Genomic DNA, 18,127 nt, shown 5'->3' with positions numbered 1-18,127 from the left:
ACCCGTGACACCGAACCGGGGGATCGATGCCGACTTCCTGAACCTGCCGCGACACGAGCTGGCCGACGCCGCGCTGTCGGCGGCCACCGCGGCCGGCGCCAGCTACGCCGACCTGCGGGTTCACCGCATCATGACCGAGATCATCCAGCTGCGTGACGGCGAGCTGGAGACGGCGGTCGTCAATCGCGAGCTCGGCTTGGCGGTCCGGGTCATCGTCGATGGCACGTGGGGGTTCGCCTCGCACGCGGAGCTGGCGCCGTCGGTCGCCGCCGAGACCGCGCGTCGGGCCGTGCAGGTGGCCACCACGCTGGCAATGCTGAACAGCGAGCAGGTGGAGCTGGCGCCCGAGCCGGTGTACGCCGACGCCACGTGGGTTTCGGATTACCGCATCGACCCGTTCAGCGTCCCAGCGGCCGACAAGATCGGCGTGCTCGAGGAGTACTCCGGTCGGCTGCTCAGCACCGACGGCGTCGACCACGTGTCGGCGGTGCTCACCGCGGTCAAAGAGCAGACGTTCTACGCCGACACCTTCGGATCGTCGATCACCCAGCAGCGGGTCCGGGTGCAGCCGTCGCTGGAGGCGGTGACCGTCGACGCCGCGGCGGGCAGCTTCGACGCGATGCGCACGCTGGCGCCGCCGATGGGACGCGGCTGGGAGGTGCTGGCCGGCGACGAGGTGTGGAACTGGACCGACGAGCTGGCGCAACTGCCGTCGCTGCTGGCCGAAAAGGTCAAGGCGCCCAGCGTGACCGCGGGACCCAAGGACCTGGTGATCGATCCCACCAACCTGTGGCTGACGATTCACGAATCCATCGGGCACGCAACCGAATACGACCGCGCCATCGGTTACGAGGCCGCCTACGCCGGAACGTCGTTCGCCACACCCGACAAACTCGGCACCATGCGGTACGGCTCACCGGTGATGAACGTGACCGCCGACCGCACCGTCGAGCACGGCCTGGCGACCATCGGTTTCGACGACGAGGGAGTCGCGGCGCAACGCTGGGATCTGGTGCGCGACGGGATATTCGTCGGCTACCAGCTCGATCGGGTGTTCGCGCCCCGGCTCGGGCAGCCGCGGTCCAACGGGTGCTCGTATGCCGATTCGCCGCATCACGTGCCGATCCAGCGGATGGCCAACGTGTCGCTGCAGCCGGCCCGCGAGGAGGTCAGCACCGCCGACCTGATCGCCCGCGTGCAGGACGGCATCTACATCGTCGGCGACAAGTCGTGGTCAATCGACATGCAGCGCTACAACTTCCAGTTCACCGGTCAGCGGTTCTTCCGCATCCGCGACGGCCGGTTGGACGGTCAGTTGCGGGATGTCGCCTACCAGGCCACCACCACTGACTTCTGGAACTCCATGGAAGCCGTGGGCGGCCCGTCGACGTGGCGGTTGGGCGGCGCGTTCAATTGCGGCAAGGCCCAGCCCGGCCAGGTCGCCCCCGTCAGCCACGGCTGTCCGTCGGCGTTGTTCCGCGGAGTCAACGTGCTCAACACGGTCAGCGAGGGCGGCCGATGATCACCCCGCAGCACGTCGTCAACCTCGTCCTGGAGGAGGCCGCCAAGCTGGGCGGCGCCAGCGAGACCATGGTGCTCGTCACCGACAAGGTCGAGGCGACGTTGCGATGGGCGGGCAATTCGATGACCACCAACGGGGTTTCGGTCAACCGCAGCATCACCGTGATCTCCGTCGTCCGCCAAGGGTCCAGCGCCCGCATCGGGACCATGGTCTCCGCCGAGGTGGATCCGCGAGCGATCCCCGAGCTGGTGGCGGCATCCCAGGAAGCGGCCCGCGCGGCGCCGGAGGCCGGTGACGCCGCGCCGCTGCTGGCCGACACCGGGGTGCCCGTCGACTGGAACGCGCCGGTGCCCGGCACCGGGCCCTTGGTGTTCGCCGACGTCGCCGAATCCCTGAGCCGCGGCTTCCGCGGCACCGATCGGCTGTACGGCTTTGCGCACCACAGCGTTTCGACGACGTTCCTGGCGTCGTCGACCGGAGTGCGCCGACGCCACACCCAGCCGGCCGGGGCGGTGGAGATCAACGGCAAACGCGGCGACGCGAGCGCCTGGGCGGGCATCGGCACACCCGACTTCGTCGACGTGCCAATGGATTCGCTGCTCGAGGAGCTGTCGATGCGGCTCGGCTGGGCCGAGCGCAGCGTCGAGCTGCCCGCGGGTCGCTACGAAACGATCATGCCGCCGTCCACGGTCGCCGACATGATGCTCTACCTGGCGTGGTCGATGGCCGGTCGCGGCGCGCAGGAGGGCCGCACCGCCTTCTCGGCCCCCGGTGGCGGCACGCGCGTGGGGGAGCGGCTCACCGACTTGCCGCTGACATTGTTCTCCGACCCGATGGCGCCGGGCCTGGCGTGCACGCCGTTCGTCGCGGTGAGCAGCTCCTCGGAGACGATGTCGGTGTTCGACAACGGCATGGAGATCGGCCAGGTGGACTGGATCCGCAACGGGGTGGTCAACGCGCTGGCGTACCCGCGCGCGACGGCCGCCAAATTCGACGCGGAGGTCGCGGTCGCCGCCGACAACCTGGTGATGACCGGCGGGTCGGCCGAGCTGGCCGACATGATCGCGGCCACCGAGCGCGGCCTGCTGCTGACCACGCTGTGGTACATCCGCGAGGTCGACCCCACCACGCTGTTGCTCACCGGGTTGACCCGCGACGGTGTTTACCTCATCGAAGACGGCGAGGTGACCGCCGCGGTCAACAACTTCCGTTTCAACGAGAGTCCGCTGGACCTGTTGCGGCGGGCCACCGAGGCCGGGGTGAGCGAGAAGACCCTGCCCCGGGAGTGGGCGGATTGGGCCACCCGCGCGGCCATGCCGTCGCTGCGGATACCGGACTTCTATATGTCGTCGGTGAGCCAGGCGCAATAGGCGATTGCCGCTGGGCCGGCCGCGTTCTAGCGTGTGACGAATGGCGGCTCCGGTTTCGGTTCGAGAAGATCAGCTGACGCGGTTGGTGGCCCTGTCTCCGGGCGCGCCGGCGGACTCTCGGATCGCGGCCCTGGTTCGGCGGGTGTGCGCCGAGACGCTGTCGCTGCCGCCGCTGCCCAGTCCCGTCGAGGTCGGCGCGCCCGAATCGGACGCCGAAGTCGTCGTCGCCGATTTCGCCGAGCAGTTCAGCGCCGACGTCTCCGCGATCACCGCCGAGCAGCGCTCCCGGCTGGTTAAGCGCCTGGGCGACAGCGCCTTTGGCGTGGTGGTCCAGATGTATATCGCCGACTTCATTCCTCGGGTGCGCGCGGGCCTGGAGGCGCTCGGCGTCGGCTCGGAATACTTGGGCTGGGTGAACGGCGGCGTGGCGTGGGATCACACCACCAACCCGGCGAATCTGGTGTTCAACGAGTTTCTGCCCGCGGTGGCCCGGATGCGTGCGCTCGACCCCGTCACCTCCGAGTTGGTCCGGCTGCGCGGGGCGGCTCAGCACAACTGCCGCCTGTGCAAGTCGCTGCGCGAGGGCACCGCGCTCGATGCCGGCGGTTCGGAGACGCTGTACGACGAGATCGGTCGCTTCGAAGCATCGCGTTTGCTCGATGACCGCGTTAAAGCAGCGCTGCGCTACACCGATGCGTTAATTTGGACGCCTGCGCACCTCGCCGTCGACGATGCCGCCGAGGTGCGCTCCCGGTTCGCGGATCCCGAGGCCGTCGAGCTCACTTTTGACATCATGCGGAATGCAAGCAACAAAGTTGCCGTCGCATTGGGCGCCGATGCGCCACGCGTTGAGCAGGGCACCGAGCGATATCTGCTCGGCGCCGACGGCCAGACCGTATTCAGCTGACGATTGCCGGTGGCCGGGCCGACTCGCCACCGTCCGCCGCCGGGCGCTGAGCCCCAGGTCAAGCGAATGCCGGTGCTCGGCGACGATCCCCATCGCGCCGCGCCCGCCAGGCATCAGCCGGCACATTCCGGCCGGATCGAAGTAGGGAATGTTAACCATCCGTACACCGTCACGCAAACGAAAATTGGTCCCTCGGGCCGCTGGTACTGGCTAAATTTATGTCCCGACACCAAAACTCATATGTGAACTCATATGTGCTGGTGATCTCAGATGGCAGCGCCGCCTGAGTTGACGTTTATCGACCGCGTGACTGTCGGCCGTGGCCCGTTGTCTCGGTTAGCAGTCACCACACCAAACTTGGCTTGCGCCGGAGAGCGAACCGCTCCCACGCAGAGGAGGACCGGACATGACAACGACCCGCTCGCGCGCGCGCATGCGCATGTCATCGGTGTGGGCCGCCGGCATCACGCTGGGGGCATCAATGCTTGGCGGCGCCGTGCTGTCAGCGCCGCAGGCTTCGGCGACTTGCACTCTGAGCCCGAAAGACGACCAGTACATCCAGCTCCTTGCGCAGAACAAGATGGTGCACAACGCCGATTTCAGCGATTGCACCGAGGCCGCCGAGGGGCGTTGGTTCGCCGACCAGGTACGGAACCACCCCAATCCGTTTGGGGAAGCCCAGGAACTGGTCAACATGATCACCAAGACCACGTCGATGTCCCAGGCCCAGGCCGAGTGGGAGGTCGAGTCGGCGATCTACGTGTATGCGCCAGACATGATTCCCAAGATCAAGGATCAGGCCGCGCATTTCAACTGGCCGGCCGAGTAGCCAGCGGCTGTTCCCGGTCTCTGTCAGCTAACTCACGAGCGGAGCACCGCGCTCCTACTTATCGGCGATCAACGCGCGTCGCCTGATTGCCATCGTGTGGCAAACATTGATCGCGCGAGTGTCGGGCGTGGTTCGAATATCAACGTGCGCCGGTGTTTTGGCTAACCCCTGTTCATTCACTGTTTGAAGAGCACATCGTTTGCGGCGCTTGCCGGCCGTGGTACCCGGCAACCAGCGCGAAAGGAAACTGGCAAATCACCATAGGGGGTATGGAGAAATGACGATGGCACGATCGCGCGCGCAAGTCCTGGCGGCGGGGGCCGCCGGCGTCGCGCTGGGAGCCGCGATGTTCGGGGGTGCCGTCCTGTCGGCGCCGCACGCCTCGGCGTCGTGCAATATGAGCCCGGCCGACGATCAGTACATCAAGTTGCTGGCGCAGAACAAGATGGTTCACAACGCCGATTTCAACGACTGCAGCGAAGCCGCCGAGGGGCGGTGGTTCGCCAGTCAGGTGCGGGCCAACCCGAATCCGTTCGGGGAGGCGCAGGAGCTGGTCAACATGATCACCAGGACCACGCCGATGAGCCAGGCCCAGGCCGAGTGGGAGGTCGAATCGGCGATCTACGTGTATGCGCCCGATCTCATCCCCCGGCTCAAGGATCAAGCCGCACGGCAAGCTCCCGGGCAGCCCGCGCCGGTCTGATGCCGCCGACTTCCTCGGGGTAGCCGGTCTGGGCTCATACCGCGGTCACGGCCGCGGTCAACGCGACGCCGAATACCAGGGCCGCTGCCGCCGTGGCGGCGAGAAATGCAAGCCCGAAGCGGCGGCCGCCCGCGGTGAAGGCCAGCACCGTCTTGACGAGCAGGTTGGAGCCGAGCGCGGCGGCGATGGCGACCAGGGATGTGTCGACGGTGACGTCACCCTTGGCCGCCAGGCTGGCGGCGGCAACCGCGCCGGCATGGGCGTCGGCCAGACCGGCGGCGAACGTGGCAAGCACCAGCCCCCGCGGGCCAAGCATGTCGGCGCCCCACCGCCCGACGAGCAGGGCGAAGGTCAGCACCGCGGCCAGGATGAGGGCGGGCCGCAAGGTGAAAGGCCGGGTTTCCTTCGTCGTTTCGGCGTCGTCGCCCTGCGCAGCCTTCGGCTGCTCGGCCCGGGTACCGCCCCGGTACACGAACGCGGCGACACCGACGAGGACCAGGGCCGCGGCGACCACTGGAGGCCATAGGCGGCGCAGCACGTCGACGTCGACGAGCCCGACCACGACGAGCAGCTGCATGAAGGTAGCGAGGTTGGCCAGCAGGGCGCTGGCCAACGGCGCCCGCAAGCTCGGGGCCGTCCGGCCGAGCCGGCCCATCGACGCGGTTGTCGCGGTGGCCGAGACGAACCCGCCGGCCAAACCGGTGACCAGGACGCCCCGTTCGGGCCCGAGCGCGCGAACGCCGATATAGCCGACCCAGCCGATACCCGTCAGCAGCACCACCAGCAGCCACACCTTCGCTGGATTGAGCACGCCAAAGGGTCCGAGCGGCCGATCCGGCAGCAGCGGCAGAATCACGAACGCCACGACGAAAAACTTGATGGCATCCTCTAATTCGACGTCGCTGACAAGCTCGCGGGCGAAACGATGGATGCGGGTCTTCGACACCAGCAGCCCTGCCACGACCACGGCGACGGCCACGGCAACCGTCGGGCGGGTGTAAGCGACCGCACCGAGCAAGTAGGCGACGAGCGCAGCGAACAGTGTGGTGGTTCCCGGGTCATCGGCGCTGGTACGAAAGTAGGCGAGCCCCAACAGCGCCCCGACACCCACGAGACCGCCCAGCACGGCCCACTCGCTGAAGCTCGCGGCGATGGCCCCGACCAGTGACAGAAGCGCGAACGAACGCGACCCGGCGGGGAGCCTGCGGCTGTGACTGCGTTCGCGCTCCAGCCCGAGCAGTAACCCGATGGCCAGCGCCACCAGAAACGGCTGGATTTGCTGCCAGCTCACCACGACTCCTATTCGGCAGACCAACGACAGACCATGGTCGGCGTGCGCACGCCGTCGTCAGCCGGCCGCACGCACGGTCAAAGCTGCTCGTCCTCGTTACCCGTCGACAACTTAGCCCGCACGCCGCCGCGTCGCTCGCGATCAGAGCGGGCGCTAACCTCGGAGTCGTGCAAACGCATCTGGGACACGCGACAGCGGCAAGACCTTCGACCGTTGTGGCCGCCCGCGCGGCAAGGCCATCGGAAGCGCTGCGGTATGCCGGAGCGCGTTCCGTTACGGTGGAGAACGTATCCGCAGCTAGTTAGTAAAAGGGGCGGTAGCTCAGTTGGTTAGAGCCGCGGACTCATAATCCGTTGGTCGCGGGTTCGAGCCCCGCCCGCCCTACCTAAAGTGCATGAGCTCGGCTGATGCTCGACATTTCGGTTCCGGGTGATGCCTGACAGTGTTTCGGTTGGTCCTTTACACCGGTTTCGGTTGATCCTTGACACGCCGAGTTGTTGCGCCGGGTCTCTCGTGCCGCCCGCCTCAACCCTCGACCGCGAACAGCGGCCACTCGCCCGTCACACCCTTGAGGGTGTGCTCGCCGCGAGGCGCAAACCTGAGGCCTGACCCGGCGACCAGGTCGACGACGGTGCGCGAAACGAGGACTTCGCCAGCCCCGGCCGCTGCCGCCACACGCGCCGCGATATGGACGGCGATGCCGCTGATGTCGTCGCCGCGCAGCTCGACCTCGCCCGTGTGTACGCCCGCCCTCACTTCGAGACCCAGGCTCCGCAACACGTCGCGGATCGCCATGGCGCACCGGATCGCTCGGGCGGGTCCGTCGAACCGGGCGAGGAAACCGTCGCCCGTCGTGTTGACCTCGTAGCCGCGGAAGCGCTCGAGCTGGTGGCGGACCTGGGCGTCGTGCCTGCCGAGCAACTCCTTCCATCGCTCGTCGCCGAGTTCGACCGCTCGCTTCGTGGAGTCGACGATGTCGGTGAACAGTACGGTGGCCAGGACGCGCTCGACCGTAGGCAGCGGACGGACGCCGGTGAGGAACTCCTCGATCTCGTCGAGCACGGCGTCGGCGTCGCCGGTGAAGAACAGGTGGTCGGCGCCGTCGACCTCGACGAACTTGGACCCGGCGATGCGGTCGGCGAGGTAGCGACCCATATCGACAGCCACCATCCGGTCGTCCCGCCGGTGGACCACCAGCGTCGGCACCTGGATCGCCGGCAGCACGTCGCGGATGTCCAATCGCGGATAAAGCGCAAAGATGTTGCGGACCATGCCCGGGCTGGCGGCCATGCGCTGCACCCGGGCCCACCACCGCCGTAGGTCGGCGTCACCCCGCCGGCTCGGAGCCCATCCACCCAGTCCAATGCCCTCACCCCAGCCCTTAGCGCTCAACTCGACCAACGCCGCCAGCTGCTCCTCGGTGACGCCGAGCGGGTAGTCGGGCGCTCGGAGCAGCCTGGAGAACGTGCCGTATAAGACGAGCGCGTTCACGCGCTCCGGATGGCTGGCCGTCATCAGCATCGCCATGGTGCCGCCTTCGGAAATGCCCAGCACGTCAGCGCTTTCACAGCCGGCCGCGTCCATAACGGCGCGCAGGTCGTCGACGGACTCTTCCAATGTTGGCGCATGGGTCGCCGGATCCGAGAGGCCTGTCCCTCGCTTGTCGAATGTGACAACGCGCCGGAACGAAGCGAGCCGCGAATAGAAGTGGACGACCGATGGCTCCTCCCACATGATCTCGAGGTGCGAGATGAACCCCGGCGCGACCACGAGGTCGGGCCCTTCCCCGATCACGAAGAAGGCAATGTTCAGGTCACCGCTTTTGGCATAGTGAATGTCCGGCACCCTGCCCGCCACGTTCATGGCCAAACACTACGCCGCCTGGCCGTCGCTGCCCCACTCGTTTCGCTGGTCAATAGCGGTTTAGAGAGGGTCGAACCTTCCTGTCGTAGGCCCGCGGCGCGGCCAGGTCACCGCCTCGGTCGTGATCGCAAATCTCATTCTGGCGGGTCACATTTGAGGTGCGGGGGATGTCTTGGCGGCGGGCCGCGGCACATCAGTAAGGTGCCTCAACTCGTCCCGCCAGCAAGTATTGGCAGGACCGGCGCTGTGATCCGCGGCCGCATCACCGGACCGTCAACTTCACTACCTGGCCGAAGCCGCTCCGGTCGAGGACATATACGTTGCCGGCGCCGTCCACGGCCACCGCGTCGGGTCCGTTGAGATCGGTGAACGGCAGGGCGGTCGCATCGCTCGACCCGGCCGGCAATTTCAACACCTGCTTGTTGTCCCCGTCGGCGACGTACAAGTCACCGACTGAGTCCACCACGATGGAGCCGTATTGGCCTCCGATGGGCATCATGATCTGGTCGCGAGATCCGGCCGGCAGCTTGAGCATCCGCTTGTCGCTGGGGTCCGAGACGAAGACGTCACCCGCGCTGTTTACCGCCAGACCGCCGATCCACTTGAGGCCGGCAAACGGCAGCACGGTCTGTTCGTTCGATCCGCCCGCCAACATGACGACCCGCACCTCGTTGTCGGTCGCATAGACATTGCCGAGGTTGTCCACCGCGACATCGCCGGGATGGTCCAGGCCCGTAAACGGCAGCACCGCTTGCTGATTCGAGCCGGGCGGCAGCTTTAGCACGCGGTTGTTGGCTGCATCGGTGACGAACACATCGCCGAGGCTGTCCACCGCGACACCGGCGGGTTTGTTCAGGCCCGTGAAGGGCAGCACCGTCTGTTCGCTCGACCCGGCCGCCAGCTTCAGCACCCGGTCGTTCCATGAGTCGATGACAAAGACGTCGCCGGCCGAGTCCACTGCCATACCGTTCGGGTAGGTGAGACCGGTGAAGGGCAACACCGTCTGTCGGGGTGCCGGTCCATTCGACGGGGTGGTCGGCTCACGCGAAACGGTGAAGGGCAGGTCCGCCTTGCCGATCTGAACAAGGGGATCCGGCGTGACCACCGTTGCCTGCACACCGCCCTTGCCGTCGGCCATCGAGGCAGCCAGCGCAACGCGGTATCGCAGCGTCACGGACTTGCCCCTGGGTAGCTCTTGCACGTTCGAGAAGGTGCCGAGGTAATCCATGCCCGTCGTGATGACCGGGTGCTGCACCTTCATCCAGGCGCCGGTGGCCGGGTCGAAGCGCTCGACGGTGCCTTCAGGGAGTCCCAACGGTGTCGTCGCGCAGCTGCAGCGCTCCAGCACCAGCACGACGCCGGCCTTCGGGTAGTCGACGGGGGAGTTATTGCACAGCGTCACATCGACTTCGGCCGGCGGGTCGCCCGGCCTGATGATGCCCGACGCGATGCCGCTCACCGCGACGGAGATCCTGCCGACCGCCGGCACCGGTCTGAAGGGTTCGGCACTCGGCACGGGCGCGGATGATGGGTTGACCTCGCAGCGGCCCGGCTGGCCGACGGTCGTCGTGATCGGCCCGGCGTGGGGCCCGCCCGTCGAGCATGCGCCGAGCGAGATCGTTGCCGCGATGGTCGCCGTCGCAATGAGAATGCGCTTCGCGAGTTGGTGGTGGCGCGCGGTTTTGGTCATTGTGGTCGCTTCCCGACTACCGCTGGCCCGGGTAGGGCACCGCATTGATGACGCCGCCGCCGTTGACGGGCGGCCCGAGCAGGACGGTTGAGGTGCCTGCCGCAGGGTTGTAGTCGATAAGTGCCTGCCCGCCCCCGCAGCCCGCCCTGGCTTTGAGGTCGAGGTCGCCACCGTTTACCCCGATGACGACGACGCTGTCGCCTTTCACGTCGGGTACCGAGACCTTCGATGTCGTGCCGTCGCCGTTGAGCTTGGCGAGGTAGACGACGCCGCATGCGCCCGTGGCCTGCACGAATGTCCCCGCCGGAAGCTGCCATGCGTTCAAGTCACCGTAATCGGGGCCCTCGTGCCCGTCGTTCGGCGCGGTGAGAGCGGTCGGCGTTCCTCCGTCGATCGGCACCAGCCAGAGCTGAGACGTGTCGGAGGTACCGCAGCGGGCGAGGGCGATCGTCGAGCCCGTGTCCCACCACCGCAGCGGTGTGCAGTCCTTTTGCCCGGCGATCATCAGCGTTTGGCCGGGCACCCCGTCGTTGCCCATGAGCGCCAGGCCGGAGTGCGTGCCCAGCACCAGTCGCGTGCCATCCGCAGTGGACAGATACCACGTGAAGTCCTCCGCCACCGGGTACGTCAGCTGGTGGTTACCCGCCAGGTCGACTCGTTCGAGCGACGCCCCTGGTGCCGAGGCCGTCCTCCTTTGCAGCAGTACCGCCTTGCCGTCGGGGCGTGTGTAGCGAGGAAGGCCGCCGTTCTCGGCGGTGAAGGTGGTCTTCGCGCCGGTGCGCAGGTCGACCTCGGTGACGACCGTTCGGCCCTGCTCCGTTGCGGAGAACAGGGCGCGGGTCCCGTCGCCAGACCAGTCTTCCAACCTCGGGCTGTCACCGTTGCCGGGCGGCGGGAAGGTGGTGATCGGGTAGCGGCCACCCGCCGGGTCGACCAAATACAGAGTCGTGGTGGCCGTCTGGCGGGTCGGTGAGCCAGGCGGCGGTGCCTCGCCGGGACGCAAACCGGGCGCCGGGCTCCACACGGCGAGCATCCAGCCCGGTCCGACCTGCGACCACGGAACGGCTGCGAGCGGTGCCTCGACGCCGTGGGCCGCCATCGCCTCGGGCCCGGCGCGCGCCGTTGGCGGGAGGGTGATCGTTGCCGAGCCCGCCGCTAGGGCCATCAGCGCGAGCGTCGTCCGTGTCGTCCGTCCTACAAGCCGGGTCCGCTGAGGCGGGCGTCGTGACGTTGTGGCCATCTTCGTGTCCTCCGGTAAATGGTCCGTGGTTCCGGTGGGCTGTGCTGCCCGGTCGCACAAAGCCTGTGGCGGATGCCTTGCGCATTTCTTGTGCGAATCTTGTGCATGGTTGCCGACCCTGTCGTGGTGGCTTTGCGGCAAACATGTGCAGCGGACGAAGGCCAGGGGAGATACTGCGTCGGTACCCGAGGAATCGAGGCAGATCGCGGTGGACGCGCGCGTCGGTACGACGTTTGGTAAGTACGAGATCACGCGCCGGATCGGCAAGGGCGGCGGCGGCGTGGTTTACGAGGCCTACGACACCGGCAAGAGGCGAACCGTCGCACTCAAGGTGCTCGCCGAAGAGTTCTCAGCTAACGCCACCTTCCGGACCAGGTTCCAGCGGGAGTCCGAGGCGGCGGCGATGCTGCAAGAGCCGCACGTCATTCCCATCCATGACTGGGGCGAGATCGACGGCAGCCTCTACATCGACATGCGCTTGGTGCAGGGACAGACGCTTCTTGACCTCATCGCGGAGGGACCGCTGGCGCCCGCACGTGCGGTCGCCATCATCAGTCAAGTCGCCGCCGCGCTGGATGCAGCACACGCGCAGGGGTTGATTCACCGTGACGTCAAGCCGCAGAACATCCTCGTCACTCCTGCCGACTTCGTATATCTCGTCGACTTCGGTATCGCACAGACCATGGCCGATCCCCGGCTGACGACGGTTGGCACTCAGATCGGCACGTTGAATTACATGGCGCCCGAACGGTTTACCGACAAGGTGGCCACGCCCGCCGTCGATGTCTATTCGCTGGCGTGCGTGTTGTACGAGTCGTTGACCGGAGAGGCCCCGTTCGCCGGCGACAGTCTTGAGCATCTGGTCGCGGCCCACCTCGCCGTGCCGCCGCCGCGACCGAGTGCCGCCAATCGGCGCGTTCCCGCGGCGCTCGACGAAGTCGTCGCTCGCGGCATGGCCAAACACCCCGACGAGCGGTATGCAACGGCGGGCGACCTTGGCGGCGCCGCGCAGCGTGCAGTGGGAGTCTCGTCGGCCGAGGCGGAAGGCACACGACCGATCGCAGCCATCGCCACGCCGTCCGGCGGCCCGACGGACCAGCTCACCGCCGGGGAGCTTCATGATGGCCGTTCAGGCGAACGCCGGCGGAACTGGGTGCTGCCGACCGTGATCGGGGCCGCGGCGGCCCTGATTGTCGCGGGCATTGGAGTGGACATCGGCCTTCTCGCCCACCGGCCGACTGGGCAACAGCTGACCCCGCCCCCGCGCGCTGTCCAGCCCCCACTGATCACTGGTCCCGACATGAGTAGCCTGCATCAGTCTTGCGATCAAGGGTTCTCGTTGTCGACGTATACGGGCTTCGGCACCCATGCCGGACGTGGGACTCCAGAAACCTCATGCCTTTTCGCCAACAGCGTGCTGACGTCGTACTGGGCTGAATACGGCGACGCCAGCCCGCTACCGCGCGCCGTCTCGGCGCCGGGCGCGGTTGACTGCAAGACCGTGCCCGGCGCGCTGTGCACCGGCTCGAACTTCCTCATGCACTGCCAGCAGCACCCCGCGGAAAGCTGGATCACCTGCATCGGGGGCAGCAGCGCCCGCGTGTACCTGTGGTGACGGCCCGGGCCGGCACCCACAATGGATTTCAACCACCACCGAGCGGAAGGGATTGCCACCGCGATGGGCCAGAACGCTCTCCGGTTCGGGGTGTTGGGACCGTTGCAGATAACTGCCGACGGCAACGAGCTGCCACTGGGACCGGCGAAGCAACGGGCGGTGCTGGCCACGCTGTTGATCAACCGAAATCGCACAGTCTCGATTGACACGCTGATTGACGCGGCCTGGCAGCAGTGCCCACCACCGGAGGCTCGGGGGAGCCTGCACGCGCATGTGTCCAGGCTCCGCCGATTGGTCAGCGGTGCCGGTGCGGATGCCGCCGCCGTTCTGGCCAGCGCCCAGCCGGGGTATCGGCTGAACGTCCGCGACGAGGCTTGCGACGTCGGCCGCTTCGCCATCGCACAGAAGGCGGGAATTGAGGCCGCCGCCGCAGGCAACTTCGAACAGGCCAGCGGCCACCTATCGGCCGCGCTGGCCGAGTGGCGCGGCCCGGTGCTCGAGGATTTGCGGGACTTTGAATTCGCCGATGCCTTCGCCGCCGCACTCGCGGAGGACAAGCTCGTGACCCTGACCGTGCGGGCAGAAGCTGAAATCGCTTGCGGACGGACTCATTCCATTATCAGAGAGCTGGAAAGGCTGGTGGCCGAAAACCCCTACCGAGAACCGCTGTGGGCACAGTTGATAACGGGCTACTACTTGGCCGAACGCCAGTACGATGCATTGGACGCATACGGTCGACTGAAGGCTGTGCTCGCCGACGATCTGGGCATCGACCCCGGGCCTACGTTGCGGAGTCTGCACCAGAAGGTCCTTCGCCAGGAGCCGCTGGACATCAAACAAGCGGCCCGCGCGACCGCTAAGCGTGCCGCCAGTGCCTTCCAGTGGCGTACCGGACACGGCCGCGAGTCCGCCGTTGCCCATCTGCGCGACGCCGCCGGACGACGTTATGCACTGGGAGGAACAGCCACCAGGATCGGGCGCCTTCCCGACAATGACATCGTCCTCGACGACGACACCGTCAGCCGTTTCCATGCGGTGATCGTCGACACCGGGAACAGCTTGGTCATTACCGATCTGCAATCAGCCAACGGAGTCGAAGTAGCGGGCCGGCGGATCCGCACCAGCGCGACGCTCGCCGATGGTGACCGCATTCGCATCTGCGGCTATGAATTCACGTTCGAAGTCGGTGCCGTCTGACGAAGTCCCGAAATGCATCGCCCGCGCCGCACTTGGTCAAGAACCGTCCGGCAAGAATCCGGTTCGTGGGCCTTCGAACCCGCCCGCCTTACCCGACGCCATGAAACGGTACGACGGCGGTTAAGTTTGCCAGCCTGTCTGTTGTTGGTCTCGCAGGTCGCCAAGAACGCGGGCATCTGATCGGCGGCCGTTGCCACGCCGTGCGGCCGGTGTTGCGAATAGACTGTCGGGGTCAGAGTCCCAGGTGGCGCCGTCAATGCGTAGTTCGCAGGACCCCCGATCGTGAAAGTCGGTGTGCGTGGTGATCGGGTCTGGTGGCGAGGCCGCTTTCGCCGCGCTGGAAGTCATGCGGTCCGACGACGATGCGGCCGCGGGTTACCGGGAATGGCTAGCTGCCGCCCAACGGGCCGGCCAGAGAGTGCTGCGGCAGCCGAACGGTACCTACGTGTTATGGCGGCGCGACGATGTCCTCGCCGCGCTACGTGACGGGGACGTTTTCGCCAGCCGCCAGGGCGAACTGATGCCCGGCCAACCGCCGTTCGCGCCGTACCGGAAAATCATGGTCGACCTGTTGTTCACTCCGGGCAATTCGCGGGAAATGTTGAAGCCCGTGCGTGGGTTCATCGAAGAACGCGTCGGCGCCCTAGCGACAAAACTCGACGCCTGCGACGGGGCGGCTGTCGCTGATGCTGTCTGGCGCGCGGGCTTCGTCACGGTCTCTGGGTTGCCGGCGGACGTCGATCTTCAGGCGCTCGACCCCAAGCTGGTGGGGGCGATCCGCCGAGCGCCGCAGGGCGGCCCCGATGTGATCAGCCGCCTCGCCACCGAACCGCTTACCGACGAGGAAGTGCTGGGAATGATCGGGTCGGTGCTCCGCGGCTTGATTTTCGCGTCGTTCCCTATCAAGGCCGGACTGGCGATGCTGGCACGCCAACCGACGCTTCAGCGGGAGTTACGCGGAAGTCCAGATCGGCAACGCAAATTCATCGAGGAGTTGCTGCGGTTGGATGGCGGGGCGAAGACGGTGTCACGAATCACCAGTCGCAGCGTGACCATCGGCGAAACGACGATCCCCGCGGGGTCCCCGGTCGAGTTGTGTGTCGGACTGGTCCACCGGGACGAGGCTGACGAAATGTCCGGCCACAGCATCAAACTGGATGGCCCGCAACGGCATTGGAGTTTCGGCGGTGGCCCTCACCGGTGTCCGGCCTCGCACTTGGTGCGCGACCTGCTGGGCGCGTTCTTCGAGGTGTGGCTTGCCGAGGTCCCATTTTTCTGGTTCGACTGGAACGGTGGCGAGGTCCCCAAAGCGTGGTATCCCAAACCCTACAGTCCTGCGCCGGCCGAGATTTTCGACGGTTGGTTCCCGGTTCACGTGCCGCTCAGGTGGCGACCGGCGCGGTGACGGGGGAGCCCAAGCCATAGATTGGGTGAATGACCCGACGTCACGATGATGAAGCGCCTAACCGCCTATCGGTAATTGACCTTTCGGCGTGAACGAACCGTGTCCCTGCGGCAGTGGCGCCGCCTATCGCGCGTGTTGCCGGCCGTTTCATGATGGCGAGTCGCAAGCCGGTTCGGCCGAGCAACTGATGCGATCGCGCTATTCCGCGTTCGCCTATGGTGACGCCGACTATCTGTTCCGAACATGGCACCCGCGCACCCGCCCACCCGATGTGACCGTCGACCCGCGCATTAGATGGACCGGCCTGGACGTGATCGACAGGCGCGAGGGTGGACCGGATGACGATTTCGGGGAGGTCGAGTTCACGGCCCGGTTCGAGTCCGCGGGCCGGGCGGGAAGCCTGCACGAGCGCAGTCGCTTCGAGCGCCGCGCCGGCCGATGGTTCTACCTCGACGCCGTGGCGGAATGACCGAAGAAACGTGTTTCGGGGCTCCGCGTGTTTAGTGGAGCGAGTGACGGGACTCGAACCCGCGTATACGGCTTTGCAGGCCGCTGCCTAGCCACTCAGCCACACCCGCACGAACCGTTACCCTTTCAGCGCAAGCGGCCAGCGCCCACCGTTTTCCTCATCGCGATCGTTTGGCTCGGCGGCGGTCTCCGCTCCACCGGGAATCGGCGGGCTAAATTACCCGTATGCGCATTGCCCGCCTGCTCGGTGTAGTCCTGATCATTCTCACTGCGGGGCTGCTGCTGGCCGCCCCCGCCAGTGCGCAACCGCCGTCCAAACTCACGGATCACGTCACCGACAGTGTCGGGGCGTTGACGGATCCCGGTCGGGCGGCGGTCAACGCGGCAATCGACCGGCTCTACCGCAAACGGCACATCCAACTGTGGGTGGTCTATGTCGACAACTTCGCCAGGTACAAACCCGACAACTGGGCCGAGCGAACCCGCGGCGCCAGCGGGATGGGTGACCACGACGCGCTGCTGGCGGTGGCTACCAACACCAAGCTGTACACATTTTCGGTGCCGCCCAATGCGGAGGGCGTCACGACGGCCGAATTGAACAGCCTGCGCAGCAACCAGATTGAGCCTGCAGTGGCCGTTAAAGACTGGAGCGGTGCTGCCGTCGCCGCGGCAGACGGGTTGAACACCGCGGCCACCACCTCAAAGCCAATGTGGGTGCCAGTCGTGATCGCCGTCATCGTCGTCGTCGTGTTGATCGTCGTGGTGCTTCTCGTGCTGTATGTCGTGCGCCGCCGCCGCGGCGCTCGGCGCGTCGATGCTGGCGATGGGCAGGCGAGCATTGAAGGGCGCGACGCGTCGTTGGGGCACGCGTTGTCCACCGCGGACACCCGATTGCGCCAAATCTCCGACTACGTCACCCGGCATCACGACAGCGTCGGTGCCGGGGCGCTGGCCCGATTCGAAGAGGCGAAAAGGCATTTGGCGGCGGCGCGCCGCAAGGAAACAAGCAACGCCGCTGAAGCAATTGCCCATGCCAACCGGGCCTCGACGCTGGCCGCTCAGGCGCAGACGCTGGCGAACACCGACGTGCTGGCAGCGCACCGCCCACCACGACGCCGAGGCACCCCATCTACGCGGTGATCCCCGAATGAACGCCGGTCAGAAGCAGCCGCTCACGTGAACGCGCCTGCCGCCTCCGACGCAGACGTTGACCGGTGGAGGGGGTGGGGGCGGGGGCGGAAAGTCCTGCGGCAGGGGAGCATACGCGTCCGGCGGCGGGACGTTGGCGTTGATCGTATCGGCAATGTTGGTGCACCCGCTCACCGAAACCCGCCTGCCGACGCTTGCGCAGACGTCCGCGTTGGCGACCCCGGACGGCTGCACGAGGGCATACATCTCGGGAATCGCGGCAAGGGCCAACACCGCCATCCCCCCAACGGTCCACGACCGCACATTCATCGCGATCTCCTTCCCATTACGGCTGCGGTTGTTCGGACCGAAGGCGGAGTGAGAGGTCGCCGGCGCGACATGCTCGCCTGGCCCGATCGCTCAGGGAGTCCCGCCGCTCTGCCCCAGTAGCGGTGTCCAGTTGCACCGTTGCCGGATGTCCACCAGCGGTTGACGGATGTTCTCAAGATCGGCTTGCTCCTGCGGGTTGGCGTTGAAGTAGTTCTGCACCTCGCCGCGGATCTGGTCTTTGGGCCGATCCTGGAGGTCGGTGTAGAAGCCGTTGAGGTCCGGATGGGTGTAGAGGTACGTCGAGAGCGCCGCCGCCACACCGGCCGCGACGCCGGCTACGTCCGCTGCCGTGCAGTTAGCGGGCCGAGGAGGCGGAGGATCGGCGGCGGCGGTCGCCGCGGTGGCACACAACAGCGTGCCGGTTACCGCGCCAGCACCGATTGCCCCGACAAGTAGCCGGCGCGAGATCAGATCTGCGAGGAACATGACTGGCTCCTTTATCCGGCGATTGACCTGGCCGGGACCGATGTCGGTTGCTGCCCTATTCAAATTGCGTCGAGCTGCAGTTG

At 66.8% G+C, this 18,127-nt stretch carries 16 protein-coding genes and 2 tRNA genes; 11 read left to right on the top strand and 7 right to left on the bottom strand.

From position 1 onward, the window contains the following. The first annotated feature begins 4 nt into the window (after positions 1–4). The 5 genes from G6N37_RS10475 (at position 5) to G6N37_RS10455 (ending at position 5,331) form a co-directional block, all read left to right on the top strand. A complete protein-coding gene (locus G6N37_RS10475) occupies positions 5–1,522 on the top strand; it encodes a TldD/PmbA family protein (protein ID WP_163679603.1) in 1,518 nt (505 codons plus the stop codon). After that, a complete protein-coding gene (locus G6N37_RS10470; protein WP_163679600.1) occupies positions 1,519–2,892 on the top strand; it encodes a TldD/PmbA family protein in 1,374 nt (457 codons plus the stop codon). The genes G6N37_RS10475 and G6N37_RS10470 overlap by 4 nt, the downstream gene beginning before the upstream one ends. 40 nt (positions 2,893–2,932) lie before the next feature. Continuing rightward, entirely contained in the window at positions 2,933–3,799 is an 867-nt protein-coding gene (locus tag G6N37_RS10465; protein WP_163679586.1) for a carboxymuconolactone decarboxylase family protein, read from the top strand. Positions 3,800–4,205: 406 nt separating this feature from the next. Continuing rightward, entirely contained in the window at positions 4,206–4,628 is a 423-nt protein-coding gene (locus G6N37_RS10460) for a hypothetical protein (protein ID WP_232075406.1), read from the top strand. 283 nt (positions 4,629–4,911) lie between these two features. Further along, positions 4,912–5,331, top strand: coding sequence for a hypothetical protein (locus G6N37_RS10455; RefSeq protein ID WP_163679583.1), 420 nt, complete (start codon positions 4,912–4,914; stop codon positions 5,329–5,331). Between the two features lie 34 nt (positions 5,332–5,365). Here the strand turns inward: G6N37_RS10455 and G6N37_RS10450 are convergent, their stop codons facing one another. Further along, complete coding sequence (locus tag G6N37_RS10450) at positions 5,366–6,622, bottom strand: MgtC/SapB family protein (protein ID WP_163679580.1); 1,257 nt, start codon at positions 6,620–6,622, stop codon at positions 5,366–5,368. Positions 6,623–6,932: 310 nt separating this feature from the next. Here G6N37_RS10450 and G6N37_RS10445 point away from each other — a divergent pair. Next, a tRNA-Ile gene (locus tag G6N37_RS10445) sits at positions 6,933–7,006 on the top strand. A 141-nt stretch (positions 7,007–7,147) separates the two neighbouring features. On the opposite strand, the gene G6N37_RS10440 is transcribed toward G6N37_RS10445, so the two are convergent. From G6N37_RS10440 to G6N37_RS10430, 3 genes are all read right to left on the bottom strand, one after another. Then, positions 7,148–8,485, bottom strand: coding sequence for an adenylate/guanylate cyclase domain-containing protein (locus tag G6N37_RS10440; RefSeq protein ID WP_163679577.1), 1,338 nt, complete (start codon positions 8,483–8,485; stop codon positions 7,148–7,150). A gap of 262 nt (positions 8,486–8,747) precedes the next feature. After that, a complete protein-coding gene (locus tag G6N37_RS10435; RefSeq protein WP_163679574.1) occupies positions 8,748–10,175 on the bottom strand; it encodes an NHL repeat-containing protein in 1,428 nt (475 codons plus the stop codon). A 16-nt stretch (positions 10,176–10,191) separates the two neighbouring features. Continuing rightward, on the bottom strand, positions 10,192–11,340 hold the full coding sequence (locus G6N37_RS10430; RefSeq protein ID WP_232075404.1) for a TolB-like translocation protein: 1,149 nt from the start codon (positions 11,338–11,340) through the stop codon (positions 10,192–10,194). Positions 11,341–11,623: 283 nt separating this feature from the next. Between G6N37_RS10430 and G6N37_RS10425 the strand changes: the two genes are divergently transcribed. From G6N37_RS10425 to G6N37_RS10410, 4 genes are all read left to right on the top strand, one after another. Continuing rightward, a complete protein-coding gene (locus G6N37_RS10425; protein ID WP_163684873.1) occupies positions 11,624–13,030 on the top strand; it encodes a serine/threonine-protein kinase in 1,407 nt (468 codons plus the stop codon). Positions 13,031–13,051: 21 nt separating this feature from the next. Next, complete coding sequence (locus G6N37_RS10420; protein ID WP_269475751.1) at positions 13,052–14,227, top strand: BTAD domain-containing putative transcriptional regulator; 1,176 nt, start codon at positions 13,052–13,054, stop codon at positions 14,225–14,227. Positions 14,228–14,519: 292 nt separating this feature from the next. Then, positions 14,520–15,632, top strand: coding sequence for a cytochrome P450 (locus G6N37_RS10415; RefSeq protein ID WP_163679567.1), 1,113 nt, complete (start codon positions 14,520–14,522; stop codon positions 15,630–15,632). A gap of 88 nt (positions 15,633–15,720) precedes the next feature. After that, the gene (locus tag G6N37_RS10410; protein ID WP_163679564.1) at positions 15,721–16,101 is read left to right on the top strand and encodes a YchJ family protein; all 381 of its coding nucleotides are present in this window, start codon (positions 15,721–15,723) and stop codon (positions 16,099–16,101) included. Positions 16,102–16,136: 35 nt separating this feature from the next. On the opposite strand, the gene G6N37_RS10405 is transcribed toward G6N37_RS10410, so the two are convergent. Beyond that, a tRNA-Cys gene (locus G6N37_RS10405) sits at positions 16,137–16,210 on the bottom strand. A 115-nt stretch (positions 16,211–16,325) separates the two neighbouring features. On the opposite strand from G6N37_RS10405, the gene G6N37_RS10400 reads away from it, so the two are divergent. Continuing rightward, entirely contained in the window at positions 16,326–17,240 is a 915-nt protein-coding gene (locus G6N37_RS10400; protein WP_163679560.1) for a TPM domain-containing protein, read from the top strand. Between the two features lie 18 nt (positions 17,241–17,258). On the opposite strand, the gene G6N37_RS10395 is transcribed toward G6N37_RS10400, so the two are convergent. Both G6N37_RS10395 and G6N37_RS10390 read right to left on the bottom strand, forming a co-directional pair. Continuing rightward, entirely contained in the window at positions 17,259–17,558 is a 300-nt protein-coding gene (locus tag G6N37_RS10395) for a hypothetical protein (protein WP_163679557.1), read from the bottom strand. A gap of 90 nt (positions 17,559–17,648) precedes the next feature. Further along, a complete protein-coding gene (locus G6N37_RS10390; protein ID WP_163679554.1) occupies positions 17,649–18,044 on the bottom strand; it encodes a heme-binding protein in 396 nt (131 codons plus the stop codon). Positions 18,045–18,127: the final 83 nt, after the last annotated feature.

The organism is Mycobacterium seoulense, assembly GCF_010731595.1.
In the GTDB taxonomy this organism is placed as follows: domain Bacteria; phylum Actinomycetota; class Actinomycetes; order Mycobacteriales; family Mycobacteriaceae; genus Mycobacterium; species Mycobacterium seoulense.
The sequence above is the reverse complement of the archived record's forward strand: the minus strand, read 5'-3'. Positions and strand labels throughout refer to the sequence as shown.